Raw genomic sequence first — 26,432 nt, 5'->3', positions numbered from 1 at the left:
CATGATGCACGCGACCGCCGAGCGTCGACCGAAGTGGGTGGAGAACATGGCCAAGGAGATCCTGGTTGCTTACGGCGTGGACGTCGACGCCGTCGGCGGGTGGCTGGGCTCCTACGGGGGCGAGGACTCTCCCTGCGACGTCTCCCGGGGCATGTTCGCCGGCGAGGTCGCCGTGCCGCGCATGCTGGAGCTGTTCCGGCGCGCGGGCATCACGGCGACGTGGTTCTGGCCGGGGCACTCGGTGGAGACCTTCCCCGAGGGGTTCGAGGCGTGTTTGCGCGCGGGCCACGAGATCGGGGTGCACGGGTACAGCCACGAGAACCCGATCGCGATGAGCGCCGAGCAGGAGGCCGACGTCCTCGACCACTGCATCGCCCTCATCGAGCAGCGCACCGGTCGCAAACCCACGGGGTACGTGGCCCCGTGGTGGGAGTTCTCCGACATCACCAACGAGCTGCTCATCACGCGCGGTTTCAAGTACGACCACTCGTTGATGCACCGCGACTTCCAGTGCTACTACGTGCGGGTGGGCGACCGGTGGACCAAGATCGACTACGGTCGCCCGGCCCGGGACTGGATGCATCCGCTGGTGCGGGGCCAGGAGACCGACCTGGTGGAGATCCCGGCCTCCTGGGAGCTCGACGACCTGCCCCCGATGATGTTCATCAAGGCCAACCCGAACAGCCACGGTTACGTGAACCCGCGCGACCTCGAACAGCAGTGGAAGGACCAGTTCGACTGGGTCTACCGCGAGTACGACCACGCGGTGTTTCCGATGACGGTGCACCCGGACGTGTCGGGGCGCCCGCAGAACCTGCTCATGCACGAGCGCCTCATCGAGCACATCAGCGGGCACGAGGGGGTGCGCTGGGTGACCTTCGACGAGATCGCCGAGGACTTCCTGAGCCGCAACCCGAAGGGGTGACCGTGCTCGTGGGCCGCTCCCCCGGTCGCCGCGCGGCTCAGGCGGTGGCCACGAGCCGGTTGGCCTCGGCGACGGCGGCACGCAGGTCGTCGGGATCGCCGGTCGTCCCCGCGATGATCAGGTCCATCTCCTCCAGACCGGCCTTGGAGAGCAGGTTCTTGTCGTTGGTGACCCATTCCCCCCGCGCGGCGCAGACCCCGTGAGCGGCCTGTGCGGCCGCTCGGGCCAGGAGCCCGGCGCACTGGGTCACCCGTCCGTACGGCGCGTGGTTGTGCTCTGCGTAGGAGAGGTTGGCCGCGGCGAAGCCCCGCCACACCCGGGGTGCCTCGGCGCGCAGAGCCTCCGGGTAGCCGGGCCGGGGCAGCTCTCCGTGCAGAACCTGTCCGAGGGCGAGCTCGGCGAGCAGCAGGTAGGTGGGGATCCCCGCGAGGTGGAACATCAGCGGTTCGACACGGAACCGGCCCTGTTCGGCCTCGGCGATCTCGTGCTCGACGGCGCCGAGGTCGCGGTAGTGCACGTCCACGGGGCGCCCGTGCACACGCAGCCAGGCGCCGCCGTTGAAGACCCCGCCCCACTCACCGATCCCGGAGACCTTCCCGTCCCACCCGATGTCGCTCAGGTCCTGCGGGTCGAAACCGGAGCGGTAATAGAGGGCCAGGTCCCAGTCGCTGTCGACGCGGTGGGTGCCCTCGGCCCGTGAACCGCCGAGGGTGACGGCCTCCACGCCGGGCAGGGCGTACAGGCGGTCGGCCAGGTCGGTGAGGAAACGGGTGTCGTCGGTGTCGGCGCTGCTCATCGGGGCATCGTCGCAGAAGCTCTCGGTGCGGCGCCACACGGTCGTTGCGCGCTCCACCGGCTCACCCGGATTCGGTGCGCCGGACCTTCGCGTAGGTGCGGTTGCGAAGGAAGCTCTCCAGGGGGCCGCGCACCCCGGCGCGGCGCATGAGGTCGGCGAGCACGACGGTGGCCAGCCACACACACGCGCCGGTCAGGAGCGCGGCGGTGTCGCTCATCCGGGCCAGGTCGAGGGTGTAGGGCATGAACAGCACGAGCCAGGCCACGGACTGCAGGACGTAGCAGGTCATGGAGCGCTGACCGGTGGCCACGAGCGCGGTCACCACGGGCCCGCGGCGCTGTCCGATCCGCAGCGCCACGAGGGCGATGAGCGCGGCGTAACCGAATCCGCCGAGGTATCCGGTGAGCACGTGCAGCCACGCCGCACCCAGGACCACGACGGCACCGGGTTCCCAGATCTGGACGAGCTGGAGCGCGTAGGGGATCCCGCCGAGGACCGCCACAGGGGTCCCGATACCGGCGACCCGGGTGAGCAGGCGGCGGTGGCGGCCGGGCTCCTCCAACAGGCGGCGGCGTGCGGCCCAGATCCCGATGGTGAAGGGGAAGACCGACAACAGCACCATGGTCAACATGACCGGCCAGCTGACAGCGCGCACCACCATGTCGGTGAGCGGTTCCCCGGCGACCGGCGCGGCTTGCTCCGGGTCGCTGAACAGGGCACTGCCCGCGGTGATCAAGGCGTAGAACAGGCTGCCGACCGCCATCCAGACGAACCCGTGGGCAAGCAGGCGCCGGTCGCTCACGTGCAGGAGTCCGGCCAGGGTCAGGGCGATGAGCCCGTAGACGGCGATGATGTCGCCGGAGAAGAGCAGCAGGGTGTGCAGGAACCCGATCAGGATCATCCACCGCCCGCGCCGGCGCACGAGCGAGCGCACCCAGGGCCAGGGGTGTCCCTCGTCGGTGCGGCGCAGGTGGATCCAGGCGAGGCCGTAACCGAACAGCAGCGCGAACATGGGGTACCCGCGCGACTCGGCGAAGACGGTCACCGTGAACACACTGACACTGTCGGCGGTGCTCTGGAGTGTGTAGGGCAGCGGCTCTCCGGTGGCCATCGCGCGGAACACGACGGCGTGCACGACGGCGATGACCAACAGCATGAACCCCCGCGCGAGGTCGGGGGCGAGTGAGCGTTCCGACAGGGCAAGACCCGTGACCCGCTGCGGTTGGGGACCTGCCATGCTCACTCCTCCTGGGGACCTCGGGCCCGCCGGATCGACGGGGTTCGGGTCCCATGCTAGGAGTTCGGCATGCACGGGCACCTCCACCGATCGGCCGTTTCTGCCTCCTCCACTCGGCCGGCTCGGGGCCGACCGGTGGCGGGTGAGCCGCGGCAGTGCCTCAGGTGTCGAACTCACGCAGGAGCTCGGCCACACGGTCGGGGCGTTCGTACAGGGACAGGTGCNGGCGGGCGGGTGAGAAGAACGGGTCGTGCGAGCCGGTGGCCACCATGACCCGGTGTCCGGCCCACGCGTGGAAGAACTCGGCGTTCAGCGGGCTGGGCGTGGAACCGGTGCGGCAGTGGCGCGCCACGAGCGTGAGCCACTCCGCCTCGGAGGTGCCTTCCGCACGGTCGGGGTCGGAGCCCCGACCGCTGAGGAACTCCACCAGGCGCCCGCTGGTGTGCTCGTTGGGATGGATCATCCACGACAGGGTCGCTTTCATCGCCCCCGAGGAGAGGCCGGCCGCGGTCAACCCGGCGGGGTTGACCAGCAGCATCCCCGCCACCAGGGGCGAAGGGGCCGCAGCCAGAGTTATGGCGGCCCCTCGGGAGTGGCCCAGGACGATCACGGGCCGGTCGGTGATATGCGGGAGGAGTTCGTCCAGCCAGGCAGCGTAGGAGTCGGCTCGGTCGCCCACGGCGCGACGGCCGCAGCTCAGGCCGGGCTGGCCGGGGAGGTCGACCAGGTGCACCGGGCGGTCCTCGGCCAGGACCCGCGCTGCGGGCACGGTCGTCGCGGCGTTGAGGTTGGTACCGGAGAGCACCAGCACCGGGGTCCCGGGACCACCGGCCGCACTGAAGGCCTGTGTACTCCCCAACCGGGTCTCGATGGGCGGGAGGGGCCCGAGTTCGGGCCACTGGCTCAGGGCTTCGTGGCACCAGGCGTGCACGGACCGTTCGGCGTTCTCGGAACGGTAGACACGCGTGGCACGAAGAGGGACGACGGTCATGGATCCGGCTTTTCGCGTAGGAAGGCTTCGGTGGTCACCGGCCATGTTTCCCGGCGCACCAAGAGAGGACTGTACGCCTCCGTAGGGCCCGTTGCCACCTGGGCTCCGGGCTCGTCGCGGCTCCGTTGCCGACCGGGGCGTCCATCCCTGGGGTACCCGTGGCGACGTGTCCCGTGGGAGGTGGGTCTCCCCCTGTTACAGGAGTCCGAACACCCGTCCGTTACCGGCCATCCGGCGCGCAGGGCGTTGACTTCCCGGCCGCTTCGACGTGCACGGGCCGGGGCATCGGTAAAGGGGCGTCTCCCGCCCGTGGCTCACGNNNCCGACGAAGTTCATCTCGGCGGGGTCGGGGCCGATACGGCCGCCGTTGTCCATCGCGTTGATGCGCTCGATGTCATCGGCATCGAGCTCGAAGTCGAACACGTCGAAGTTCTCCCTGATCCGCGACGGGGTCACGGACTTGGGGATGACGACGTTGCCGATCTGCAGGTGCCAACGCAGGACGACCTGCGCAGAGGTCTTGCCGTGCTTTTCGCCCAGGTCTTGCAGGATCTGGTCCTCGAGCAGCCCCTTGCCCTGCCCCAAGGGGCTCCAGGCCTCGGTGAGCAGCCTGCGGTCGGCGTTGACCTTGCGCATCGCAGCCTGGTTGAAGTGGGGATGCAGCTCGATCTGGTTGAGCACGGGGACGACCCCGGCCTCCCGGAGGAGCTTGTCGAGGTTCTGCTGGGTGAAGTTGGAGACACCGATCGCCTTGGCACGGCCGTCGGCGTAGATGCGCTCCAGAGCTCGCCAGGAGTCGACGTACTTGTCCTGTTCCGGCACGGGCCAGTGGATCAGGAACAGGTCGACGTAGTCGGTGCCCAGACGCTCCAGACTGGCGTCGAAGGCACGCAGGGCCTCGTCGTAGCCGTGCTCGTCGTTCCACAACTTGGTGGTGAGGAAGACGTCCTCACGGGCGAGTCCGGACTCGGCGATGGCCCTGCCCGTACCGCGCTCGTTGTCGTAGGCCTTCGCGGTGTCGATGCTGCGGTAACCGGCCTCCAGGGCGGCCGCGACCGAGGCGTGCGCCTCGTCGTCGGCCACCTGCCAGACACCGAACCCCAGTTGCGGCATGCGGAGGCCGTTGTTCAGCGTGACGTGCTGCAATGGATGCCTTTCCATCTCTTACTGCGAGAGCCGAACCAGCATCTTGCCAGTGTTGGCACCACGCATCATGTCGAGGAACGCCTGGACGGAGTTGTCGATCCCGTCCACGACGGTCTCCTCGGTGTGAAGTTTTCCCTCGGCGAGCCAACCAGCGGCCCGGTGAGCGTATTCCTCCGCCAGGTGGTTGTGGTCGCCGACGATGAACCCGCGCAGGTTCAAACGCTTGCCGACCGCGAGGAAGAGGTTGTTCGGCCCGGGGACGGGCTCGGTGGCGTTGTAGGACGCGACCGCCCCGCACAGGGCCACACGGCCGAAGTCGTTCATGACGTTGAGCGCGGCCTGCAGGTGGTCGCTGCCGACGTTGTCGAAGTAGACGTCGACACCGTCGGGGGCGGCCTCGGCGAGCTGCCGGGTGAGTTTTCCCTCGCGGTAGTCGATGGCCGCGTCGAAGCCGAACTCCTCGAGGAGACGGCGCTTCTTCTCCGGCCCGCCGGCCGAACCCACGACCCTCTTGGCGCCGAGCTGCCGGGCGATCTGACCGACCAGGCTGCCGACCGCACCGGCCGCGCCGGAGACGAACACGGTGTCTCCCTCGCGCACTTCCGCGACCTCGGTGAGCCCGGCGTAGGCGGTCATGCCGACCATACCGAGCGCGCCCAAGTAGGCCTGGGCGGGTGCGATGGAGGTGTCGACGGGGCGCACCGCCTTGGTGGGCAGAAGGGCGTACTCGCGCCATCCGGCCATGTGGGACACGGACGCCCCCACGGGAACGTCGTCGGAGCCGGAGGAGACCACCGTGCCGACGGCGCCGCCCTCCATGGGCTCACCCAGCTGGAACGGCGGCACGTAGGACTTGGTGTCGTTCATCCGGCCGCGCATGTACGGGTCGACCGAGATCCAGTCGTTGCGGACCAGCACCTGGCCGGGACCTGGTTCGCCGACCGAGGTCTCCACGAGGGAGAAATCGGTCGGGTCGGGCTCGCCGACCGGCCTGGCGACGAGGTGGACTTCCCGGGATGTGGGCATGGTGGACCTTTCCGTGTCTTGATGGGCCGCGGCTGCACATGCCGCCGCGAGGTCGCAGGAGATGCACGGGGCAGCTCCGGTGCGGTTCAGGTCAGCGCGCGGCTCACCTCGGCGGCGAGTGCGGTCGAGGAGGCCGGGTTCTGGCCGGTGAAGAGAGTGCGGTCGTGGACCACGTGCGGCTGCCAGGGGGCGCCGGCGGTGAAGTCGGCGCCCATGCCCTCCAGACGGTCCTGGAGGAGCCAGGAGGCCTTGTCCGCGAGCCCGGCCTGCTTCTCCTCCTCGTTGGTGAAGGAGGTGAGGCGGTACCCCGAGAAGACGTGGCTGCCGTCATCGCGCCGGGCGGCGAGGAGGGCGGCCGGCGCGTGGCAGAGCACGCCCAACGGGGTCTCGGAGTCCACCGCGAAGGTCAGGACCCGCGCGGAATCGGCGTTGTCCGCGAGATCCTCCATGGGGCCGTGGCCTCCGGGGTAGAACACGGCGGAGTAGACGGAGGGGTCGATGTCCTCCAGGCGCACCGGGGCGCCGAGGACCGCGTTCTGCTCGACGGCACGTTCGAGGGCGTCGGCGTTGTCCTGACCGCCGTTGGCGTCGGCCGCCAGGCTGGCACGGTCGACGGTGGGCACGACACCGCCGGGGGTGGCCACCTCCACCTCGTGTCCGGCGTCGACGAAGATTCGGTACGGGGAGAGGAACTCCTCCGCCCAGAAACCCGTGGGGTGCTGTGTCCCGTCGTCGAGTGTCCAATGGTCCGCACCGGTCATCACGAACAGGATGCGCGCCATGGTCGGCTCCTTCTTCACCAGGGTCTCGGGCCGGGGCAGCCGATCGGCATGCGGCATGCGGAACGCGCCCCGTCACGGCACAACGCACGAAGTTCCGCAGCGATTCCGAACGTTCCCGGGGACATGGGGGACGGTGGTCGGTACCACATCTCGGTGCGGGTGTGGGGACGCTGTGTGATCGGCCAGAATGTGCGCATGCCCGCGAAACCCCGCACCGCCCGGCTGTCCGCCGAGGCGGCCTCCGACCACGCCGCACGTTTTTCGGCTCTGGCCGACCCTGATCGTCTCCGTCTCCTGCACGCCCTGGCCGTGGAGTCCGGCGGGCTCACCGCAGAGGTGCTCTCCGGGAGGCTGGAGCTCGCGCCGTCCGCGGTGGAGGAGCACGTGGACGTGCTCGCCTCGGTCGGGCTGGTGGCCCGGGGTCCGGAAGGGTCCGCGCGGGTGGCGCGTGAGGGACGGTGGTCCTTCCCGAACCCGGTGGACACGACCCTGGGGCTGTTGGACGTGCCCGTGGGTGCCCCGGACTCCCCCGCGCCCGCGGACGTGCGCCTGCGCGCCATGGAGCCGGAGGATCTGGAGCGGGTGCGGCAGATCTACGCCGAGGGCATCGCGACCGGCGACGCGACCTTCGAGACCCGGGTCCCGGGCGTCGAAGCCCTGGAGGACAAGTGGCTGAGCGGGCACCGGTGGGTGGCCGAGGCCGACGGCGAGGTGGCCGGGTGGGCCGCGGCGGCGCCCACGTCGGGGCGTCCGGTGTACTCAGGGGTCGTGGAGACGTCGGTGTACGTGGCGGAGAAGGCACGGGGGCGGGGTGTGGCCCGTGCGCTGTTGCGGCACCAGGTGACCGAGGCCGACCGGGGCGGGTTGTGGACGCTGCGCACGTCGATCTTCACGGAGAACCGGGCGAGCCTGGCCCTGCACCGGTCGGCGGGTTTCCGTACGCTCGGGGTCCTGGAGCGTGTGGGCGAACAGAACGGCACCTGGCGGGACATCGTCACGATGGAGCGTCGCCGACGGTGTTGAGGCCCTGCACGGGGCCCGTTCGGTGGGAGAGGAGACCGCGTGGGCGAGTACGTCGGTGCGGCGGTGCTGTTCGACATGGACGGGGTGTTGGTCGACTCCGGTTCGAGCATCCGCGAGGGAGTGACGGCCTGGGCGCGGGAACGGTTTCTGGACCCTGCGCACGTCCTGGAGCACGCGCACGGGCGCACCGACCACGACCTGGCGCGGATCGTGGCGCCCCACCTGGATCCCGCAGAGGAGGCCGAGCGGATCCAGGCGCAGGAGATCGCCCACGGTGCGACGGTGCGGGCGATGCCCGGCGCGGCCGGTCTGTTGACGGAGATGGAGACCCGGGGCCGGTCATGGGCGGTGGTCACCTCGGCGGGGCGAACACTGGCGCTGTCGCGGCTGTCCACTCTGGGTCTGCCGGCGCCGCGTGTGCTGGTCACCGCCGAGGACGTGGAGGCGGGCAAGCCCGACCCGGGCCCGTACCTGCTGGGCGCCGAACGGGTGGGCGCGGACCCGTCGGTGTGTGTGGTCGTGGAGGACTCCCCGAACGGTGTGGCCGCCGGCGCCGCCGCGGGGATGGCGGTCGTCGCGGTCGCGACCACGACCGGTCCCGGCGAGCTCGCGCAGGCCACCGCTGTGGTTCCCGACGTGTCCACCGCGGCCTCTCTCCTCCTCTGAGCGTTCCGAGGGGCGGGCTGTCAGGGCGTGACGATCGGGAACCCGTAGTCGGGCGGGTCGAGCAGGCCCAGGAGGCGGGCCACCAGCCCCGTCTCACCCTCGGTCTTCATGTCGTCGAGGGCGAGGCGGCCCACGAGCAGGCCCGGGAGTTCGGGGCGGGTCAGCGTGACCGTCAGCTCGGCGCTGCCCGAGCGCGGATTCTCGGTGATGATGAGCGCCCCGTTGGAGAGCCTGGTCCGGTAGGTCGTGCCCTGGTCGGTGAGGACCCAGTCGATCGCGAACGCCTCGTTCCAGGCACGGGGGCCGTCGACGCGGATCGCCAGGGACTCGAAGAACTGGGCGACCGGCAGCCCGCGCGAGACACCCATCAGCCCGGCACTCGCGGGCGGGTCGGGGGTACGGCCCCGCAGTTCGGCGGCGCCCTGGAGATAGAAGTTGCGCCAGGGGCCGCACTCCGCGCCCCATCCCAACTGGTCGTAGACGTCGGCGAGGGTCTCGCGGGCGTTCCGGTGGTCGGGGTCGGCGAAGACCACGTGGTTGAGCAGGGTGACGGCGAAACGGGCGTCGCCCTCGTCGCGGTAACGCTCGGCTTTGCGTACGACCTCCTCCGGGCCGCCCATGCAGTCGACGTAGCGGCGGGCGTTCTCCTCGGGCGGGTGTTCCCACAGGTGGGCGGGGTTGCCGTCGAACCAGCCCATGTAGCTCTGGTAGATGGCCTTGACGTTGTGGCTGACCGAGCCGTAGTAGCCGCGGGTGTGGCGGCGCCGTTCCAGGGTGGGCGGCATCCGGAAACTCTCGGCGATCTCGGAGCCCACCATGCCCTGGTTCATCATGCGCAGGGTCTGGTCGTGCAGGTAGGCGTAGAGGTCGCGCTGTTCGCTGAGGAAAGCGGTGATGTTCTCCGTGCCCCAGGTGGGCCAGTGGTGGGAAGCGAAGAGGACGTCGACGTCGTGGGCGAACCGGTGGACCGACTCGTCGAGGTAGCCGGCCCACACTCGGGCGTCGCGGACCATGGCCCCGCGCAGGGTGAGGATGTTGTGCAGGGTGTGGGTGGCGTTCTCGGCCATGCACAGGGCCCTGTGGTCGGGCAGCAGGAAATTCATCTCCGATGGCGCCTCGGTACCGGGTGTCAGTTGGAAGACGAGCCGGACCCCGTCGACGACCTCTTCCTGCCCGGTGCGGGTGATGGTGCGGTTGGGGGCGATGAGGGTGACCGTGCCCGAGGAGGCCCCCAGCCCCAGGCCGGTACCGATGTGCCCGGTGGGGCCCACGGGCAGGTGTGCCCCCGTCTGGAAGACACTGCGCCGCGCCATGGCCGGTCCCGCGTGCACGTTCTCCGTGACGGCGTGAGCCATGAACCCGGCCGGCGCCAGGATCGGCACGTCACCGTCGACGACCCCGCCCACGCCGCCGAAGTGGTCCACGTGCGAGTGCGTGTAGACGACGGCGCTCACGACCCGGTCGCCCCGGTGTTCGCGGTACAGGCCCAGGCCGGCCGCGGCGGTCTCGGTGGACATCAGCGGGTCCACGACCACCACGCCCTCGTCGCCCTCGATCAGGGTCATGTTCGACAGGTCCAGGCCGCGGATCTGGTACACCCCATCGGTGACCTCGAACAGTCCCTGGTGCGCGGACAGCTGCGACTGCCGCCACAGGCCGGGATGGGCGCTGTCCGGGCTGGAGGCGTCCAGGAACGCGTAGGCGTCGGTGTTCCAGACCACCCGGCCCACCGCGTCATAGACCTTCCCGGGCACCAACCGGGCCAGCAGGCCGCGGTAGGCGTCGGCCGGGTCCTCGTCCAAGAAGTCGCCGGCGGGGGTGCGAGTGTGCGCTTGGGTAGGGCCGGGGTCGGCTCCGGTCATCTCACCCTCCCGTTGCTCGGACGTGTGCCCGGACCCGCGCCCGCGGGCGGCCGGGACCGGGTAGGGCGGAGCGGCCGGCGCATGCGGTGCACCGGCCGCTCCGCCGGGGTTCAGGAACGCAGGGCTTCGACGAGCTCCTGTTCGTTCTCCTTGGACAGGTTGGTCTGGATGACGGTGGGGTCCAGGGGCTTGAAGGCCTCCACGACCCGGTCGGCGGTCTCGACATCTGCCAGGAGGAAGACCGCGCACCGGCCGCCTTCGAGCTCGGATCCGATCTGGCGGATCATGTCGTCGTCGATACCGATGTCGGTGAGTTTCCCGGCGACCGCCCCGGTGGCCGCGCCGACCGCCAGGCCCAGGACCGGGTTGAGGAAGATGAGACCGATGAGGGTGCCCCACAACGCGCCGCCGGCCGCTCCCATACCGGTGGTGTTGACGGTCTGGTGGATACGGGGGCGGCCCTTGCCGTCCTGGTAGGCATAGGCGGCGTCGGACAGGTGGAGGAGTTCGCGTTTGTCGAGTTCGGCGCCGATCTCGAGCGCGCGGTCGGCGGTGTCGCGGTCCTGCACCCCGAGAACGATGAGTTGCGGCATGTGTGCGTCTTCCCCCTGGTCGGCTGCGGCCGCGTAAGGGCCCCGTCCGGCGGGAGCCTTCCCGAACGTGTCCCGGATTAGCCCCAACGGATGCGACAAATCACGCAAACCACCTCAAACAAGGCACCCGAGAGGGGCTCGGGCAGCGGTGCGGCGCGCGGTGAGGAGCCTGGCCACGTAGGGGATGCGGGGGCTCCGGGTGGGGCGGTACCACTCTCGCGCATCCGGATGCCTGGCATAACTTAACGACCGTGTAGTAACTTCGACGGCGTCGAACGGAACACGCCCAGGGGCCGGTCCCGGGCCCCTTTCACCACCGCCCGCCGGAGGCGTCCATGACCACCCCTGAGCCCCGCCCCGACCTGGCCGCGAAAGCGTCGGCCACCTCCGGCAGCGGCTTCTGGTACAGCACCGCCGTCGACGGTGTGCTGCGCCGCCTGCACCTGACCGACGGGCCCCACGGGGTGCGGCAACAGCGGGACGGCCAGGGCGACCACCTGGCGCTGTCCGAGAGCACACCCGCGACGTGCTTCCCACCCGCGGTGGGCCTGGGCGCCACCTGGAACCCCGACCTGGTCCGGCGCGTGGGCACGGCGCTGGGCACCGAGGCCTCCGCGATGGGGGTGGACGTGCTGTTGGGGCCCGGTATGAACATCAAGCGGTCCCCGCTGTGCGGGCGCAACTTCGAGTACGTGTCCGAGGACCCTCACGTGACCGCGCGTATCGCCGCCGCCCTGGTCGAGGGGATCCAGTCGGAGGATGTGGGCGCCTGCGTCAAGCACTTCGCCGCCAACAACCAGGAGACCGACCGGATGCGGGTCAGCTCCGACGTGGACCCGCGCACCCTGCGCGAGATCTACCTTCCGGCGTTCGAGGAGGTCGTCCGCTCCGCGGCCCCGGCCATGGTCATGTGCTCCTACAACCGCATCAACGGGGTGTACACCAACGAGGACCCGTGGCTGCTCACCGAACTCCTGCGCGGAGAGTGGGGCTTCACCGGCGCCGTGGTCTCCGACTGGGGCGCGGTCCGCGACCGGGTCGCGGCTGTGCGGGCCGGCCTGGACCTGCAGATGCCGCCGGACGGCAATGACGCCGCCGTCGTGGCGGCGGTGGAGAACGGGGAACTGGACGAGTCCGTGCTCGACACCGTGGTGGAGCGTCTGGCCCGGCTCCAGGAACGGGTAAGGCCCGACACCTCGCGCGACCCCGAACACGACAAGCACGACCTCTTGGCACGGGAGGCCGCCCGCGAGGCGCTGGTACTGCTCAAGAACGAGGGCGGAGCGCTGCCGCTGGACCCGGCCGGGTCGGTGGCGGTCATCGGGGAATTCGCCCGCACGCCCCGTTACCAGGGCGGAGGTTCCTCACACGTGGTGCCGACCCGTTTCACCAGCGCACTGGACGCACTCACCGAGACGGTCACGGGGACCCTGCGCTTTGCTCCCGGGTTCGTCCCCGAGGGCGACCCGGACCCCGAGGCCGAGGCACGGGCGGCCTCGGAAGCCGTGGAGGCCGCGCGCGGATCGGATGCGGCGGTGCTGTTCCTGGGGCTGCCCGACTCGTGGGAGTCGGAAGGGTTCGACCGCACCACCCTGGAACTGCCCTCGGCGCAACGGGACCTGTTGGCGCGGGTGCGGGAGGTCAACGACCGGATCGTGGTCGTGCTCTCCAACGGCGGGATCGTGACCGTGTCCGAGTGGGAGTACCACGCCGACGCCGTCCTCGAGGGATGGTTGCTCGGCCAGGCCGGCGGCGGAGCGGTCGCGGACGTGCTCACCGGGGCGGCCTCTCCGTCCGGGCGGTTGACGGAGACGGTGCCGGTGCGGTTGTCGGACCACGCCTCCCACCTGAACTTTCCCGGTGAACACGGGCACGTGCGCTACGGGGAAGGGGTGTTCGTGGGTTACCGGTACTTCGACACCCTCGACCGGCCGGTGTCCTATCCCTTCGGGCACGGTCTCACCTACACCGAGTTCACCTACTCCGACCTGGCGGTCACCGGGGCTCCGCAGGACCGGGCGGCGTGGACGGTCGCCTTCACCGTCACCAACACCGGTGCGCGGGAGGGACAGGAGGTCGCCCAGCTCTACACGGGTATGCCGCAGTCCCGTCCGACCCGTCCGGTGCGGGAGCTGAAGGGGTTCGCGAAGGTTGCCCTGGCACCCGGGGAGAGCACCCGGGTGGAACTGCCGCTGACCGGGCGGGACCTGTCGACGTGGGACCCCGAACACGGGCGCTGGTCGCTGGCGCGGGGCACGTACACGGTGTCGGTGGGTGCCTCGTCGCGGGACCTGCGGCTCACGGCCGAGGTGGACAGCGGGGGTGACCGGTTCGTGCCGCCGCTGACGGCCGCCTCGACGCTCGCGCAGTGGCGCCGCCACCCGGTCGGCGGTCCGGTACTGGAGGAGATCCGAGCCGGGATGGGCGGCGCGGACGCGGTGCCGGACGAGGTGCTGGAGATGGCCGACTCGATGCCGCTGTCCGCCATGGCCGCGTTCGGGACGGGCATCACGCAGGAGATGCTCGGCCTGCTCGTGGCGGACGTGGAGACCCGGCGGCGGGCGGCGGTCGAACGCGGGGAGTTCACCGGCTGACCCGGCCGGCGGCGTGCAGACCCTGTTCCGGGCCGGTCGCCGCGACCGGCCCCACCAGTGGCGCGAGGAGCACGGCGACCACGGAGAGGGCGCTGGTCCACAGGGATGTCACCGGTCCGCCTCCGAGCCTTCCCCGGCGGGCAGGCGGCGGACCATGGCGACCGCGAGCGCGCACAGCAGCGCGGCGAACAGCCACAGCGGCCCGTACCCGCCGGTGGTGTCGCGGATCGTCCCGCCCAGGACGGCGGCGGCGCCGGCCCCGAGTTGGTGGGCGGCGTTGGCCCAACCGAACACGATGGCTCCGTCACCGCCGAAGTACCGGTTGCAGAGCACGATGACGGGCGGGACGGTGGCCACGTCCAGCAGCCCGAAGGCGACGACGAAGACCACGAGTGCGGGTCCGGGGTGCGGACCGAGAAGGACGGGCAGTGCGGCCAGCAGCAGCGTGCGCCCGGCGAAGTACCCGGAGAGCAGCCACCGGGGATCGAGGCGGTCGGTGAGCCAACCGGACACGACCGTGCCCAGCAGGGAGAACACCCCGATGCCGGAGACGAGCGCAGCGGCGACGGTGACGGCCATCCCGTGGTCCTGGGCGGCGGGCACGAAGTGGGTCCACATGAGCCCGTTGGTGGAGGCCCCGCAGACCGCGAACACCCCGGCGAGCAGTGCGAAACGGCGATCGCGCAGGGCTCCGGTGAGGACGGCGACGGTACGGCGGCCGGCGGCCGCGGCGGGAACGGACCGGGGCGCGGGGCCGGCCGGGTCGGCGCCGTAGGGGGCCAGACCGACGTCGGCGGGGTGGTCGCGCAGAACGAGGGCGGCCAGCGCCGCCAGGACGAACACGGTCAGGGCGAGGGTGACCAGGGCGGGACGCCAGCCCTGATGGTCCACGGTCCAGGCCACGGCGGGGAGGAAGGCCAACTGCCCGAAGGCACTCGCCCCGGTCAGCGTGCCGAGGACGAGTCCACGGCGGGCCACGAACCAGCGCTGGGCGACGGTCGCGGCGAAGGTCATGGCCACCGCCCCGGTCCCGGCCCCAACGAGGAACCCCCAGTAAAGGGTGAGCTGCCACGGGCTGGACATCACGGTCGTCAGGATCGTGCCCGTGCCGACCAGGGCGAGAGCTGCCACGGCGACACGGTGCAGGCCGAAGCGGTCCATGAGCGCGGCCGCGAAGGGGGCGACGAGTCCGTAGAGGACCATGTTGACCGAGGAGGCCAGGGCGATCGAGGAACGCGACCAGGCGTACTCGGCGCGGAGGGGCTCCACGAGAAGGCCGGGAACGGCGGTGAGGACCGCCGCGCCGACCACGGCCAGGACCGCGACCGCCGCCACCCACCAGGCACGGTGGGGACGGCGGCCGGTTCCGGGGCGGGATGTGCGAACGGTGGCGGGCGTGTCTCGGATGCTCATGGGTCCAGCGTCCGGCGCGGAGCGGGCCCGGGACAGTGGCCCGTTTGCCAATATGTGAAAGGATCCGGCCATGGATGCTTTCCGAGGAACCGCGCCGCACAAGGTGGCGGTGTTCGTGCGGGACGGGGCCCTGCCGATCGAGACCGGGATCGTGCACCGGTTGTTCGGACAGGCCCGCGACGCGGCGGGCCGGGCTCTGTACGAGGTGGTCACGTGCGCGCTCGCCCCGGGCCCGGTGCGGACCGACGCCGACCTCGGGTTCACGGTCCCGCACGGCCCCGCTCCCCTGGCCGCTGCCGACACGGTCCTGGTGCCGGCAGCGGAGGAGGACTACGTGGAACGGCCGCACGATCCGCTCGCCCCGGAGCTGGCCGAAGCACTGGCACGGGTGCGGCCGGGGACCCGGGTGGCCTCGATCTGTTCGGCAGCGTTCGTGCTGGCGGCGCTCGGATGGTTGGACGGGTGCCGGGTGACGACGCACTGGCGGTCCACGGGCTTCTTCCGAGCCATGTACCCGCACATCGACCTGGACCCCGACGTGCTGTACACCGACAACGGCCGGGTCCTGACCGCCGCAGGCGTGGCATCCGGTCTCGACCTGAGCCTGCACATGATCCGCACCGACCACGGGGCGGCGGTGGCCAACGAGGTCGCGCGGGCAACAGTCGTACCGCCGCACCGCGACGGCGGGCAAGCCCAGTACGTACGCCGTCCCGTGCCCGAGCCCGAGGGGACCCGGACCGGCACGGCGCGGGCGTGGGCGGTCGAGCACCTGGACGAGCGGCCGACCCTGGCGCAGATGGCGGCGGTGGCGTCGATGAGCGTACGGACCTTCACGCGCCGGTTCCGGGAGGAGACAGGGGTCTCACCCGGCCGGTGGCTGACCGCGCGCCGTCTGGACCGGGCGCGGGAGCTGTTGGAGGACACACGCCTGCCCGTCGACCGCATCGCCCACGCGACGGGCTTCGGGACGGGTGCGTCACTGCGGCAGCACATGCGCGCCGAGCTCGGGGTCTCCCCCGGCCACTACCGTCGTACCTTCGGCGCCCCCACCGCGCAGTAGCCGCACGGGCCCCTGTCACTCGACGCGGATGATGCCCCGCTGCAGCGCCGTGGTGATCGCGGCCGTCCGGTTGTCCACACCCAGCTTGTCGAAGATGTGCACCAGGTGGGTCTTGACCGTGGCCTCGCTGATGAAGAGGTCCCGCGAGATCGCCCGGTTGGACATCCCCCGCGCGAGCAGCCCGAGGATCTCCAGTTCCCGTCCGCTCAACGCCGGCCGGGGCGAGCGCAACCGGTCCATGAGCCGGTTGGCCACGTCGGGGGCGAGCGCGGTCTGACCGCGCGCGGCCGAACGCACGGCCGCGCACAGTTGCTCGGGCGGGGCGTCCTTGAGCATGTACCCGGTCGCCCCGGCCTCCACGGCGGCCAGGATGTCGGCGTCGGTGTCGTAGGTGGTCAGTACCAGCACGGGCGGCGGCGAGGGCAGTTCCACGATCCGGCGGGTCGCCTCCACCCCGTCCATGCCTTCGCCCATGCGCAGGTCCATGAGCACCACGTCGATCTGCGCTCCCCGATCGAGCACGTCGAGGGCGGCGCGTCCGTCGGCGGACTCGGCGACCACGTCCATACCGGGTTGTTCGGCGAACATCGCCTTGAGCCCGTGTCGGACGACCGGGTGGTCGTCCACCAGGAGGATTCGCAGCGGGCTCTCGGTCACGAGGGCTCCTCACGGGTGAGTGGCAAGCGGACGGCGACGGCGGTGCCTTCACCGGGGGCGGACTCCACGTCGAGGCGGCCGCCGAGGGCGGCGACCCGCTCGCGCAAGGCCGACAGTCCGTAACCGGTGCCGTCCGGGCGGTCCCGTACCTCCTCGGGACGGAACCCCGCACCGTCGTCGTAGACGTCCAGGGTGACCTGGTCGTCCAAGTAACCGAGGGTGATGACGGCGGTGTCGGCTCGGGCGTGCGCGTTGACGTTGCCGAGACTGGCCTGGGCCGCGCGCAGCAGGGCGACATCGTACTCGGAAGGAAGAGGCAGGGGTTCCCCGTCCATCCGGAAGCGGCAGTCGACACCGCGTTCGCGTTCGCACAACCGGCGCAGGGCCTGCGGCAGATCCCCTCCGGCCAGGGAGGGCGGGGCGAGGTCGCGGACGAACCGGCGGGCCTCCTCCAGGTTGGTGGAGGCACTCTCGCGTGCCTCGACGACGCGGGTGGCGGCCAGGCCGGGTTCGTGGGGCAGGGCGTTCTCGGCCGAGCGCAGCAACAGCACGATGCTGGAGAGCCCTTGGGCGAGGGTGTCGTGGATCTCGCGGGCCAGGCGCTGGCGTTCGTCGAGGATCCCGGTACGGCGCTGGGAGGCGGCGAGTTCGTCCCGCGTGCGGGTGAGGGTGTCGATGAGCTCGAGGCGCTGCTCGCTCTCATGGCTCAGAGCCCGGTAACCGATGGCGATCGCGACGGCGAAGACGGCCCCGAGGATCGGTCCCAGGACCATGCCGACGGTGAGGTCACCGGTGTGCAGGGCCTGCCCGCCCACGACGGATGCGGTGACGGCCACGACCGCGACGACGGAGTGGACACCGTGCAACAGGTTCAGGTGCAGGAAGAACAGCGGGAACGCCAACCACACGAACTCCGATCCGACCGAGGCCAGCAGCGCCCACAGCACCGTGACCGTCGCCAACCACACCAGGACGCGCGAGCGGGGCGCGCCGGGGCGGGCGAACACGGCCCCGGACGCATAGGCCAGGCCGAGCAGGAACCCTCCGGCCGTGATGACCCAGTGTGTCCAGCGCGGGTGTTCAGGGACCGGGGCGTCGATCTCGGTCAGCGCGTACTGCGTGAGAGCGAACGCGAGCAGGAACAGGAAACTCGCGTGCAGCAACAGGCGCAGCGCCCGCAGCACCGTATCGACGCCGGGTGGATCTCCGTAGCGCATCAGAGCAGCGTATGAGGTACTCGGGCGTGCGGTCATCAATCGTTCGGTGGATCTCGGCGCACAACCTTCCGCCGTGCACGGCGCACCGTTCCCCCGATGCCACGGAGCGGGCCGGCGGCCGATGCTGGGGACGATCCGATGTTCTGCGAGAAAGGAGGGCCGCCGTGTTCGTCGCCCTTCGTGACATCCGCTTCGCCAAGGGGCGGTTCGCGCTGATGGGCTCCGTCGTCGCCCTCATCACGCTGCTGATCGTGCTGTTGTCCGGGTTGACCGCGGGGTTGGCCGACCAGTCCACGTCGGCGGTGCGCAACCTGCCGGCCGACCATGTGGCCTTCGGGGCCTCCGGTGAGAGCGAGGTCGAGGAGTCCTACGCCGACAGCACCGTGACCCGCGACCAGCTCGACACCTGGTCGCGGAAGGCCGAGTGGGCCGAACCGGTCGGTATCACCCAGACCCGGGTGGAGACCGCCGACGGGAGCTCCACGGCCGTGGCACTGTTCGGGGTCGTGCCCCAGGCGCGGCTGGCCCCTGAGGGACTGCCCCCGGGCGAGTACCTGGCCGTGAGCGAGGAGATCGCCGAGGACCACGGCGTGGGCGAGGGCGATGCCCTCGCCGTGAGCGGCCGGGAGCTGCAGGTCGCCGCTGTGGTGCCCGACGGGCACTACAGCCACACCCCCGCGGTGTGGACCGACGTGGAGACCTGGCGCGGGATCGACCCGCGTGTGCGCCACGCGGAGGGGGCCGACGCCCCGATCGCGAACGTGGTCGCCTCCGGAGGAGCCGGCGAGGACACGGCGGAGGACGCCGACTCCGAGGCGGGCACGGCCTCCTCGACCCTGGTGGACAGCATGCGCGCCATCGGGTCCTTCTCCTCGGAGAACAGCTCGCTGGTGGCGATGCAGGGGTTCCTGTACGCGATCTCGGCGCTGGTCGTGGGGGCGTTCCTGACGGTGTGGACGATCCAGCGCAGCGGGGACGTGGCGATCCTCAAGGCGCTGGGCGGTTCGACCGGTTACCTGCTGCGTGACGCGCTCGCCCAGGCGCTGATCGTGCTCACGGCCGGGGCCGCGCTCGGCGGCGCCGCCGGAGTCGGGGTGGGGGCCCTGGCCGCAGGGCTCCTGCCGTTCTCCCTGACCGTGTCGACGACGATCGGGCCGGTGGCGGCACTGATCGTCCTGGGCATGCTCGGCGCCGCACTGGCCGTGCGCCGGGTCACCTCTGTCGACCCACTGATCGCCCTGGGAGGCGTGCGATGAGCCTGGAACTGACCGACGTGAACCTGACCTACCCCGACGGCGACGGTGTCGTGACGGCGCTGGACCAGGTGTCTGTTCGTGTGGAGCCCGGTGAACTGGCGGCGGTCGTGGGGCCGTCCGGTTCGGGCAAGTCGAGCCTGCTGGCGGTGGCCGCGACCCTGATCCGTCCCGCGTCGGGCCGGGTCGTGGTCGGCGGCACCGACACGCTGGGGATGCGCCCGCGTGAACTGTCGGAGCTGCGGCTGAACCGGATCGGGATCGTCTTCCAACAGCCGAACCTGATCGGTGCGCTGACCGCGGCCGAGCAGCTCATGGTGACCGAGCACATGCGGTCGCGGCCACTGCGCGAGGCCCGCCGTACGGCGTCGGAAACGTTGGCGTCGGTGGGGCTCGGCGGCAAGGAGCACCGGCGCCCGCACCAGCTCTCGGGGGGTGAACGCCAACGGGTCAACATCGCCCGTGCGTTGTCGGCCCGCCCGGCCGCGCTGCTGGTGGACGAACCGACGGCGGCCCTGGACCAGGAGCGCGGGGGACGTGTCATGGACCTGCTGAGCGAGGCGACGCGCACGTTCGACGTGGCGACGCTGCTGGTCACGCACGACACGGAGTTCCTGGGGTCGGCGAAGCAGGTGCTGGAGATGCGCGACGGGCGNGGCGGGGTCCGTCGATCGGGGCCGCGCCGAGCGGGGCCCGTTCACGTGAGGTCGGCCCGGACCGCGTAGATGGCGGCCTCGGTACGCGAATGCACCTGGAGTTTCTCCAGGATGTTGCGCACGTGGTTCTTCACGGTGTTCTCGGTGATGAAGAGCCGCGCCCCGATCTCCCGGTTGTTCAGCGAGTGGGCCAACAACCGCAGGACCTCGGTCTCCCGCGGGGTCAGGTTCGGCACCGAGACCGGCGCCGTGCGGGTGCTCTCCTGTTTGGCCAACTCGGCGAACTCCCCGATGAGGCGGGTCGCCATCGACGGGTTCACGAAGGAGTGGCCCCCGGCGATGGAGCGCACCGCGCCGGCGATCCCGTCGACCCCGATCTCCTTGAGGAGGTAGCCGGTGGCCCCGGCCTTGAGGGCGTCGAAGAGGTCGGACTCCTCATCACTCATGGTGAGCATGATGAACCGCGTGCGGGGCACGGAGTCGCGGATCTCCTGGCAGGCGTCGATGCCGGAGGAGTGCGGCATCATGACGTCCATGAGCACGACGTCGGGGCACAGCTCTCCGGCCAGGCGGATCGCCTCCTGCCCGTCGCCGGCCTCGCCGACGACGTCGATGTCCTTCTCGTCTCCCAGGACCGAGACCAGTCCGCGGCGGAACAGGGCGTGGTCGTCGACGACGAGCACCCGGATGGGCTCGGGGACGGGGTCCGGGACGGGACAGAGCCCTGCTGGGGTCGGGGGGTGGGGGCTCACGACGCAGGCCTTCCTTCTTGTGGCTGTCCGGCCGTTCCGGCTCAGGGGCGGGTCACCTTCTCGGGCCCTGCAGAGGGACCGCACGGGTCGTGGGGCCGGGCGGGACCGGGTCGTGGCGCAAGAAGCGGGACCGACCGCTGGTCATCCTCTCTCCCCCGTGTCCGCGGGTTTTCGCCCAGCTTCCCACATTGGCTTCCTCCCCGGTGTGGAGAACGGGGAGTCCGATACACGCTCACGCGTGCACGGGCTCTGGGGCTGAGCTCTTCGTGTGGTTGGGCGTCCGGGTCTCTTGTGGACCGGAGGCCTTGCACCGTGCACCTGCCTGGGGCGCCGAAGCGGGTTGCGCAAAGACCCGACCAGGCGAGGATCCCACCCCCGGCGCCCCGGCACCACAAGAAACCCCACACCCCCATCAACGATCTACCCGGGACGGAACCGCACCCGCGTCCCGGGCCGCGCCTGGGCCGCCAGGGGCAGGTCCGCTGCAGGAACCACCGCGACGACGGGGTATCCGCCCGTGGCGGGGTGGTCCGCGAGGAACAGCACGGGCTCTCCCCCGGGCGGCACCTGCAGGGCTCCGGCGACCATGCCCTCGCTGGGCAGCTCTCCGTGGCGCGCCCGTTCCAGGACCGCTCCGGACAGGCGCGCGCCCACACGGTCGCTGTGCGGGGTGACCTCGAACTCGCCGGTGAAAAGGGTGTCGAGGGCGGCGCCGGTGAACCAGTCCGCGCGCGGGCCGGGCACGGCGCGCAACACCACGTCGGGTGCGCCGACCTCGCCGACGGGAGCCTGGTCGAGGCCGGGCCACCCTTCGGGGGCGGGCCCGACCGGCAGCCGGGCCCCGGGGGTGACTGTGTCGGGTCCCAGACCGGCGAGCACGTCGGTGCTGCGTGACCCCAGGACGGGCGGGACGTCGATGCCACCGCGCACGGCCACGTAGGTGCGCACCCCCCGGCCGGGGGTCCCCAGGACGAGTTCGGCGCCGTCGGGCACGTGCAGGACGCAGTTGAGGGCGGCGGTGTGCCCTTCCGTCCGCAGGGGTGCGGGTGCGCCGGTGACGGCGAGGGTGAGCGCGCCGTGGGTGCGTAGATGCAGCCCGCCCAGGGTGACCTCGAGGGTGGCGGCGTCGGGCCGGTTGGCCACGAGCCGGTTGGCGAGGGCGTGGGAGTCGGCGTCGGCGGCACCGGAGGGCCCCACCCCGAGGTCGGCACGGCCGATGCGGCCCCGGTCCTGGACCGTGGTCAGAGGGCCGGTCGCCAGCACTTCGAGCGCGCTCACGATGCCTCCTCGAATCGGACCCGTACCCCGGGCCGCAGCAGGCCCGGCGGGTCGCGTTCGGGGTCCCACGTGCGCAGGACGGTGCGGCCCAGCAGCTGCCAGCCGCCGGGTGAGACACGGGGGTAGACGCCGGTGAACTCCCCGGCCAGGGCGACGGCGCCGCTGGGGACCCGGGTACGGGGTTCGCTGCGCCGGGGCACCTGGAGGCGGGGGTCGCCGCCGACGAGATAGCCGAACCCCGGGGAGAAACCGCAGAAGGCGACGGTCCACACGGCCTCGGTGTGTGCGGCCACGACCTCGCGGGGGCCGAGCCCGGTGAGGGCGGCGATGTCGTCGAGGTCCTCGCCGTCGTAGTGCACCGGGACGGTCAGGGTCTCGCCGTGGACCGCCTCGGCGCCGGCGGGGCGCCGCAGGTCGTGGAGGGCGGCGGTGATCTGGTCGGGGTCGGCCCCGGGGCCCAGACGCAGGAGTACCGTGCGGGCGGCGGGCACGACGTCGGTCACCCCGGGCGGGGTGTGGGCTGCCAGTGCGGCGTGGAGGGCGAGCACCTCGTCCAGGTCGGCGACCTCGAGCAGGAGTCCGCGGTCGGCGCACGGCAGGATCCGCGGGGCGAAACGGTCGGCTCTGCTCATCGGCCGTCCGTCCGGGTGAAGGGGTGCAGCTGAACGCCCTCCTCACGCAGGCGGGCGGCGACGGTGCGGGCCACCTCGACGGCGCCGGGGCTGTCACCGTGCACACACAGGGAGTCGGCGTCCAGGCGCAGTTCGGTGCCGTCGACGGCGCGCACGGCCTCCCCGTGGACGATGCGCAGGCACCGGTCGGCGATCTGGGCGGGGCCGTGCAGGAGCGCGCCCTCCTCCCGGCGGGGGACGAGGGTGCCCTCGGGGGTGTAGGCGCGGTCGGCGAAGGCCTCGCGGAACACACGCAGTCCGGCCTCCTCGGCCAGGCGCAGGAACTCCGATCCGGGCAGCCCGAGCACTGGCAGGTCTGGGTCGTAGGCGCGCACGGCCTCGACGACGGCGCGTGCCTGCCCGGTGTGGCGCACGACCGCGTTGTAGAGGGCGCCGTGCGGTTTGAGGTAGCGCACCCGGTCGCCGGCCAGGTGCGTGAAGGCGCTCAGGGCGCCGAGCTGGTAGAGGATCTCGTCGGTGAGTTCGTTCGGGGGCACGTCGATGAAGCGGCGTCCGAACCCGGCCAGGTCGCGGTAGCCGACCTGGGCTCCGACGGCCACCCCGTGTTCGGCGGCGCCGGCGGTGGCGCCGCGCAGCACGGTGGGGTCTCCGGCGTGGAACCCGCAGGCGACGTTGGCGCTGGTCACGGTGGCCAGAAGCGCACGGTCGTCACCCAGCTCCCAACGTCCGAACCCTTCCCCCAGGTCGGCGTTGAGGTCGATTCGCGGCATCGTGGTCCTCGGTCTCTCAGGGCGGGCGAACAGGGCTTTCCCGTTTCTGTACCCGAGAGCACCAGGGTAAGGAGCGGGCCCGCTCCGCGTCGGCGTGGGCCGCTCCGCCGCGGTGGCCGATACGGGCCGCACATGTGGGTGGGGAACCGCTCCACGTCCCGCGCCGAGGTGCCATCATGGTTGCGCGATGGAACTGAACGGACGCCCCGTCGGAACCGGGGAACTCGCGAGCCTGGCCCTGTACGGCTACGGGCACTTCACGACCATGCTCGTCGACGGCCTCAGGGTGCGCGGGCTGCAATGGCACATGGACCGCTTGCACCGGGACTGTCACACATTGTTCGGCACGGACCTGGACCTTCCGCGTGTGCGCGAGCTGGCCCGCCGGTCGGCGCGTGAACACACGTCGCCGTCGGTCGTGCGCATCACCGTGTTCGATCCGCAGTTGGACCTGGGGCGTCCCGGGTCGCGGTCGCTCCCGCAGATCCTGGTCACGACCCGCCCGGCCCCCGACCCGACCGTGCCCCCGCCGCCGGTGCGCCTGGGCACGCGCCTGTACGCGCGCGACACCCCTCAGGTGAAGAGCACGGCGTTGTTCGGATCGTTGCTCCGGCGTCGGTCGGCGCAGATGGACGGGTTCGACGACGCCTTGTTCTCGGGGGTGGACGGCCGGGTCTCGGAGGGCCCGACGTGGAACATCGGGTTCCTGGACGGCGAGGGTGTGGTGTGGCCGCAGGCTCCGAGCCTGCCGGGGGTCACGACCCGGTTGGTGGAGCATGCGGCCGACACCCTCGGGGTGCCGGTGCGGACCCGGCCGATCGCGGCTGCGGCGTGCACCCGGATGGCGGGCGCCTTCGTCACCAACGCCACCACGGGTGTGCGGGCGGTGGCGTCGGTGGACGGGGTGCAGTTGCCGCAGTCGGGACTGGTCCGCAAGATCGCCGCTGCCTACGAGGCGTTGCCGGGCGATCCGCTGTGATGCCGGGGCCGTCCGGCCCGTCCCGGCCACCACATGCGTGGTCCCACGTCCAGTGACAGAGCGGGAACCAGCAGGGTGCGCACCAGGAGCGCGTCCACCAGCACGCCGAAGGCCACGAGGAAGGCGAGCTGGAGCAGGAACAGCAGCGGGATCACGGCCAGTGCGGCGAACGTGGCCGCCAGCACCACCCCGGCCGAGGTGATGACCCCGCCGGTGACCGTGAGCGCGCGCAGCACACCCTCGCGGTGCCCGTGGACCAGGGTCTCCTCGCGGGCACGGGACATGAGGAAGATGCTGTAGTCGATCCCGAGGGCCACCAGGAAGACGAAGGCGAACAGCGGCACCACGGGGTCGGCCCCGGGCAGTTCCAGTACGTGGTCGAACACGAGCGTTCCCACACCCAGGGCCGTGGCGAAGGACAGCACGTTCGCGGCCATGAGCAGCAGGGGCGCGACCAGGGACCGCAACAGCGGGATCAGCACGAGGAAGACGGTGAACAGCACCAGCGGGACCACGACGGTGAAGTCGCGCTGGGCGGTCTCCACGGTGTCCAGGTCGGTGGCGCTGATGCCGCCGACCAGGGCGTCGGCACCGTCGACGGCGCTGACCCGGGCACGCAGGTCGCGGACGGTGTCCACGGCCTCGGAGGACTCGGCCGGCGCTTGCAGGCCGGCCTCGACCAGGACCCGGCCCTGCACCACCAGGGGTTCGGAACCGCCCTTCTCGATGACGGGTCCGGCCGTGTCCACGCCGGGGGTGGACTCGGCGGCGCCGACCACCTCGTCGACGTGGTCGGCGTCGGCGAGCACGAGCGCGGGTGAGGAAGAGGCCTCGTCCCCGAATCCGCGCTCGAGGGTCGCCTGACCGCTGACCGATTCGACCTCGGTGCGAAAGACCTCGTCCTGGCCGGTGCCCTCGGCGCTGAACTGGGGGGCGAAGACCGCCGCTGCGGCCAGCAGGACGGTGGTGGCCAGCCAGGTGGTGCGGGGGCGGCGGGAGACGAAGGCGCTGATGCGGTTCCACAGGGGGTGGTCCGTGCTCGGGCTCCGGCCGCCGTCTTCCTCGGTCCCGGACACGGGGCGGGGCGGGAACGGCCAGAAGGCGACGCGTCCGAACACGGCGAGCACGGCCGGCAGGAAGGTCAGGGCAGCCGACAAGGCGGCCGCGATACCGATCGCCACGACCGGTCCGAGGCTGCGGGTGGAGGTCAGATCGGCGGCAAGCAGGCACAGCACACCGAGGATGACGGTGCCGCCGGAGGCCATGACCGGACCGAGGACACCGCGCACAGAGGCCAGGGCGGCGTTCGGTACGGGCCGGCCCGCGGAGAGTTCCTCCCGGTAGCGGGCCACCAGCAGCAGGGCGTAGTCGGTGCAGGCACCCACCACGAGGATGAACAGGATGCCTTGGCTCTGCCCGTTGAGGCTGACCCAGTCCTGGGACGCTGCGAAGTGGACGAGGGCCCCGGACAGTCCGAGCGCGAGCAGGGAGGTGAGGATCACCAGCAGTGGCAGGACCGGTGACCGGTAGACGCCGATGAGGATGACGAGCACGGCCCCCACCGCCACGAGCAGGAGCGTGGTGTCGATGCCGCCGAAGGCCGCGGCGAGGTCGGCGGCGAAACCGGCGGGGCCGGTCACTTCGGCTCGCAGCCCGTCCGGTGTCTCGGCGTCCAGCCAGGAACGCATCTCCTCGACGGTCTCCTGCTCGTCGGCACCGTTGTCCAGAGGCACGACCAGCTGCGCCACGGAAGGGTCCTCGGTACCGGGCAGGGGGCCGACGACGGGTCCACTGGTCCAGGAGGCGTCGGCGAGTTCGCCGCTGAGCGACTCGATGCCGGCGAGGTCGGTGCCGGTGAGCTCACGGTCGGCGGAGAACGCGACGAGCGCGGGGGTGGTCTCCTCCTGTTCGAACTTCTCGGCGGCCTCGTCGACCTCCGTGGACTCGGAGTCCACGGGCAGGAAGGCCGACGGGTCGTTGGTCTGGACCTCGCCGAGTTTACCCAGGAAGGCGCCGAGTGGGCCGGCTCCGGCCACCCACACGAGGACGATCAGGAGGGCAGCTCCGATCCATGCTCTGGAACGCACCGCTCGCCTTTCTCTCGGAAAGCAAATATCTCGT

At 71.4% G+C, this 26,432-nt stretch carries 24 protein-coding genes and 1 pseudogene; 8 read left to right on the top strand and 17 right to left on the bottom strand.

The window, feature by feature from the left end:
• The first annotated feature begins 1 nt into the window (after position 1).
• The gene (locus D473_RS0109050; RefSeq protein WP_206539021.1) at positions 2-925 is read left to right on the top strand and encodes a polysaccharide deacetylase family protein; all 924 of its coding nucleotides are present in this window, start codon (positions 2-4) and stop codon (positions 923-925) included.
• 37 nt (positions 926-962) lie between these two features.
• Here D473_RS0109050 and D473_RS0109045 read toward each other — a convergent pair whose 3' ends face one another.
• From D473_RS0109045 to D473_RS0109020, 6 genes and pseudogenes are all read right to left on the bottom strand, one after another.
• Positions 963-1,721, bottom strand: coding sequence for a nucleotidyltransferase domain-containing protein (locus D473_RS0109045; protein ID WP_026126769.1), 759 nt, complete (start codon positions 1,719-1,721; stop codon positions 963-965).
• A 61-nt stretch (positions 1,722-1,782) separates the two neighbouring features.
• A complete protein-coding gene (locus D473_RS0109040) occupies positions 1,783-2,958 on the bottom strand; it encodes a DUF418 domain-containing protein (RefSeq protein WP_017608754.1) in 1,176 nt (391 codons plus the stop codon).
• A gap of 160 nt (positions 2,959-3,118) precedes the next feature.
• On the bottom strand, positions 3,119-3,949 hold the full coding sequence (locus D473_RS0109035; protein ID WP_017608753.1) for an alpha/beta fold hydrolase: 831 nt from the start codon (positions 3,947-3,949) through the stop codon (positions 3,119-3,121).
• A gap of 330 nt (positions 3,950-4,279) precedes the next feature.
• A pseudogene (locus D473_RS0109030) lies at positions 4,280-5,095 on the bottom strand (aldo/keto reductase); the annotation flags it as partial.
• 18 nt (positions 5,096-5,113) lie between these two features.
• Positions 5,114-6,121, bottom strand: a complete 1,008-nt coding sequence (locus D473_RS0109025) for an NADP-dependent oxidoreductase (RefSeq protein WP_017608751.1) — start codon at positions 6,119-6,121, stop codon at positions 5,114-5,116.
• A gap of 86 nt (positions 6,122-6,207) precedes the next feature.
• Complete coding sequence (locus D473_RS0109020; RefSeq protein ID WP_026126768.1) at positions 6,208-6,903, bottom strand: type 1 glutamine amidotransferase domain-containing protein; 696 nt, start codon at positions 6,901-6,903, stop codon at positions 6,208-6,210.
• 195 nt (positions 6,904-7,098) lie between these two features.
• Between D473_RS0109020 and D473_RS0109015 the strand changes: the two genes are divergently transcribed.
• Entirely contained in the window at positions 7,099-7,926 is an 828-nt protein-coding gene (locus tag D473_RS0109015; protein WP_026126767.1) for a helix-turn-helix domain-containing GNAT family N-acetyltransferase, read from the top strand.
• 39 nt (positions 7,927-7,965) lie between these two features.
• Positions 7,966-8,592 (top strand): HAD-IA family hydrolase, encoded by a 627-nt coding sequence (locus D473_RS0109010; protein ID WP_017608748.1) that lies wholly within the window; start codon positions 7,966-7,968, stop codon positions 8,590-8,592.
• 20 nt (positions 8,593-8,612) lie between these two features.
• Here the strand turns inward: D473_RS0109010 and D473_RS0109005 are convergent, their stop codons facing one another.
• Both D473_RS0109005 and D473_RS0109000 read right to left on the bottom strand, forming a co-directional pair.
• Positions 8,613-10,454 (bottom strand): alkyl/aryl-sulfatase, encoded by a 1,842-nt coding sequence (locus D473_RS0109005; RefSeq protein WP_017608747.1) that lies wholly within the window; start codon positions 10,452-10,454, stop codon positions 8,613-8,615.
• A 110-nt stretch (positions 10,455-10,564) separates the two neighbouring features.
• Positions 10,565-11,047: a DUF1269 domain-containing protein gene (locus D473_RS0109000; protein ID WP_017608746.1), complete on the bottom strand. Its 483-nt coding sequence runs from the start codon at positions 11,045-11,047 to the stop codon at positions 10,565-10,567.
• A 335-nt stretch (positions 11,048-11,382) separates the two neighbouring features.
• On the opposite strand from D473_RS0109000, the gene D473_RS0108995 reads away from it, so the two are divergent.
• Entirely contained in the window at positions 11,383-13,641 is a 2,259-nt protein-coding gene (locus D473_RS0108995; RefSeq protein ID WP_017608745.1) for a glycoside hydrolase family 3 C-terminal domain-containing protein, read from the top strand.
• Here D473_RS0108995 and D473_RS28370 read toward each other — a convergent pair.
• Positions 13,631-13,753, bottom strand: coding sequence for a hypothetical protein (locus tag D473_RS28370; RefSeq protein WP_017608744.1), 123 nt, complete (start codon positions 13,751-13,753; stop codon positions 13,631-13,633). The two genes, D473_RS0108995 and D473_RS28370, sit on opposite strands and share 11 nt — an antisense overlap.
• Entirely contained in the window at positions 13,750-15,054 is a 1,305-nt protein-coding gene (locus tag D473_RS0108985) for an MFS transporter (protein ID WP_017608743.1), read from the bottom strand. The genes D473_RS28370 and D473_RS0108985 overlap by 4 nt, the downstream gene beginning before the upstream one ends.
• Positions 15,055-15,124: 70 nt before the next feature.
• On the opposite strand from D473_RS0108985, the gene D473_RS0108980 reads away from it, so the two are divergent.
• Positions 15,125-16,117 carry a GlxA family transcriptional regulator gene (locus D473_RS0108980; RefSeq protein ID WP_017608742.1) on the top strand — a complete coding sequence of 331 codons (993 nt, stop codon included), beginning with the start codon at positions 15,125-15,127 and terminating at the stop codon, positions 16,115-16,117.
• A gap of 15 nt (positions 16,118-16,132) precedes the next feature.
• Here D473_RS0108980 and D473_RS0108975 read toward each other — a convergent pair whose 3' ends face one another.
• The gene (locus D473_RS0108975) at positions 16,133-16,774 is read right to left on the bottom strand and encodes a response regulator (protein WP_017608741.1); all 642 of its coding nucleotides are present in this window, start codon (positions 16,772-16,774) and stop codon (positions 16,133-16,135) included.
• On the bottom strand, positions 16,771-17,991 hold the full coding sequence (locus tag D473_RS0108970; protein ID WP_017608740.1) for a sensor histidine kinase: 1,221 nt from the start codon (positions 17,989-17,991) through the stop codon (positions 16,771-16,773). Before D473_RS0108970 ends, D473_RS0108975 begins: the two co-directional genes overlap by 4 nt.
• Before the next feature lie 164 nt (positions 17,992-18,155).
• Between D473_RS0108970 and D473_RS0108965 the strand changes: the two genes are divergently transcribed.
• Both D473_RS0108965 and D473_RS0108960 read left to right on the top strand, forming a co-directional pair.
• A complete protein-coding gene (locus D473_RS0108965; protein ID WP_017608739.1) occupies positions 18,156-19,247 on the top strand; it encodes an ABC transporter permease in 1,092 nt (363 codons plus the stop codon).
• Positions 19,244-19,969, top strand: a complete 726-nt coding sequence (locus tag D473_RS0108960) for an ABC transporter ATP-binding protein (protein WP_017608738.1) — start codon at positions 19,244-19,246, stop codon at positions 19,967-19,969. The genes D473_RS0108965 and D473_RS0108960 overlap by 4 nt, the downstream gene beginning before the upstream one ends.
• Here D473_RS0108960 and D473_RS0108955 read toward each other — a convergent pair.
• From D473_RS0108955 to D473_RS0108940, 4 genes are all read right to left on the bottom strand, one after another.
• Entirely contained in the window at positions 19,942-20,652 is a 711-nt protein-coding gene (locus D473_RS0108955) for a response regulator (RefSeq protein WP_026126766.1), read from the bottom strand. The genes D473_RS0108960 and D473_RS0108955 overlap by 28 nt on opposite strands.
• A 420-nt stretch (positions 20,653-21,072) precedes the next feature.
• A complete protein-coding gene (locus tag D473_RS0108950) occupies positions 21,073-21,930 on the bottom strand; it encodes a 5-oxoprolinase subunit C family protein (protein WP_017608736.1) in 858 nt (285 codons plus the stop codon).
• Positions 21,927-22,562, bottom strand: coding sequence for a 5-oxoprolinase subunit B family protein (locus D473_RS0108945; RefSeq protein ID WP_017608735.1), 636 nt, complete (start codon positions 22,560-22,562; stop codon positions 21,927-21,929). The genes D473_RS0108950 and D473_RS0108945 overlap by 4 nt, the downstream gene beginning before the upstream one ends.
• Positions 22,559-23,332 (bottom strand): LamB/YcsF family protein, encoded by a 774-nt coding sequence (locus D473_RS0108940; protein WP_017608734.1) that lies wholly within the window; start codon positions 23,330-23,332, stop codon positions 22,559-22,561. Before D473_RS0108940 ends, D473_RS0108945 begins: the two co-directional genes overlap by 4 nt.
• A gap of 187 nt (positions 23,333-23,519) precedes the next feature.
• Here D473_RS0108940 and D473_RS0108935 point away from each other — a divergent pair, with 187 nt between their 5' ends.
• Complete coding sequence (locus D473_RS0108935; protein ID WP_017608733.1) at positions 23,520-24,311, top strand: aminotransferase class IV family protein; 792 nt, start codon at positions 23,520-23,522, stop codon at positions 24,309-24,311.
• On the opposite strand, the gene D473_RS0108930 is transcribed toward D473_RS0108935, so the two are convergent.
• Positions 24,281-26,398: an MMPL family transporter gene (locus tag D473_RS0108930; RefSeq protein ID WP_017608732.1), complete on the bottom strand. Its 2,118-nt coding sequence runs from the start codon at positions 26,396-26,398 to the stop codon at positions 24,281-24,283. The genes D473_RS0108935 and D473_RS0108930 overlap by 31 nt on opposite strands.
• Positions 26,399-26,432 lie beyond the last annotated feature (34 nt).

It is taken from the genome of Nocardiopsis xinjiangensis YIM 90004 (genome assembly GCF_000341145.1).
GTDB lineage: Bacteria > Actinomycetota > Actinomycetes > Streptosporangiales > Streptosporangiaceae > Nocardiopsis > Nocardiopsis xinjiangensis.
The sequence above is the reverse complement of the archived record's forward strand: the minus strand, read 5'-3'. Positions and strand labels throughout refer to the sequence as shown.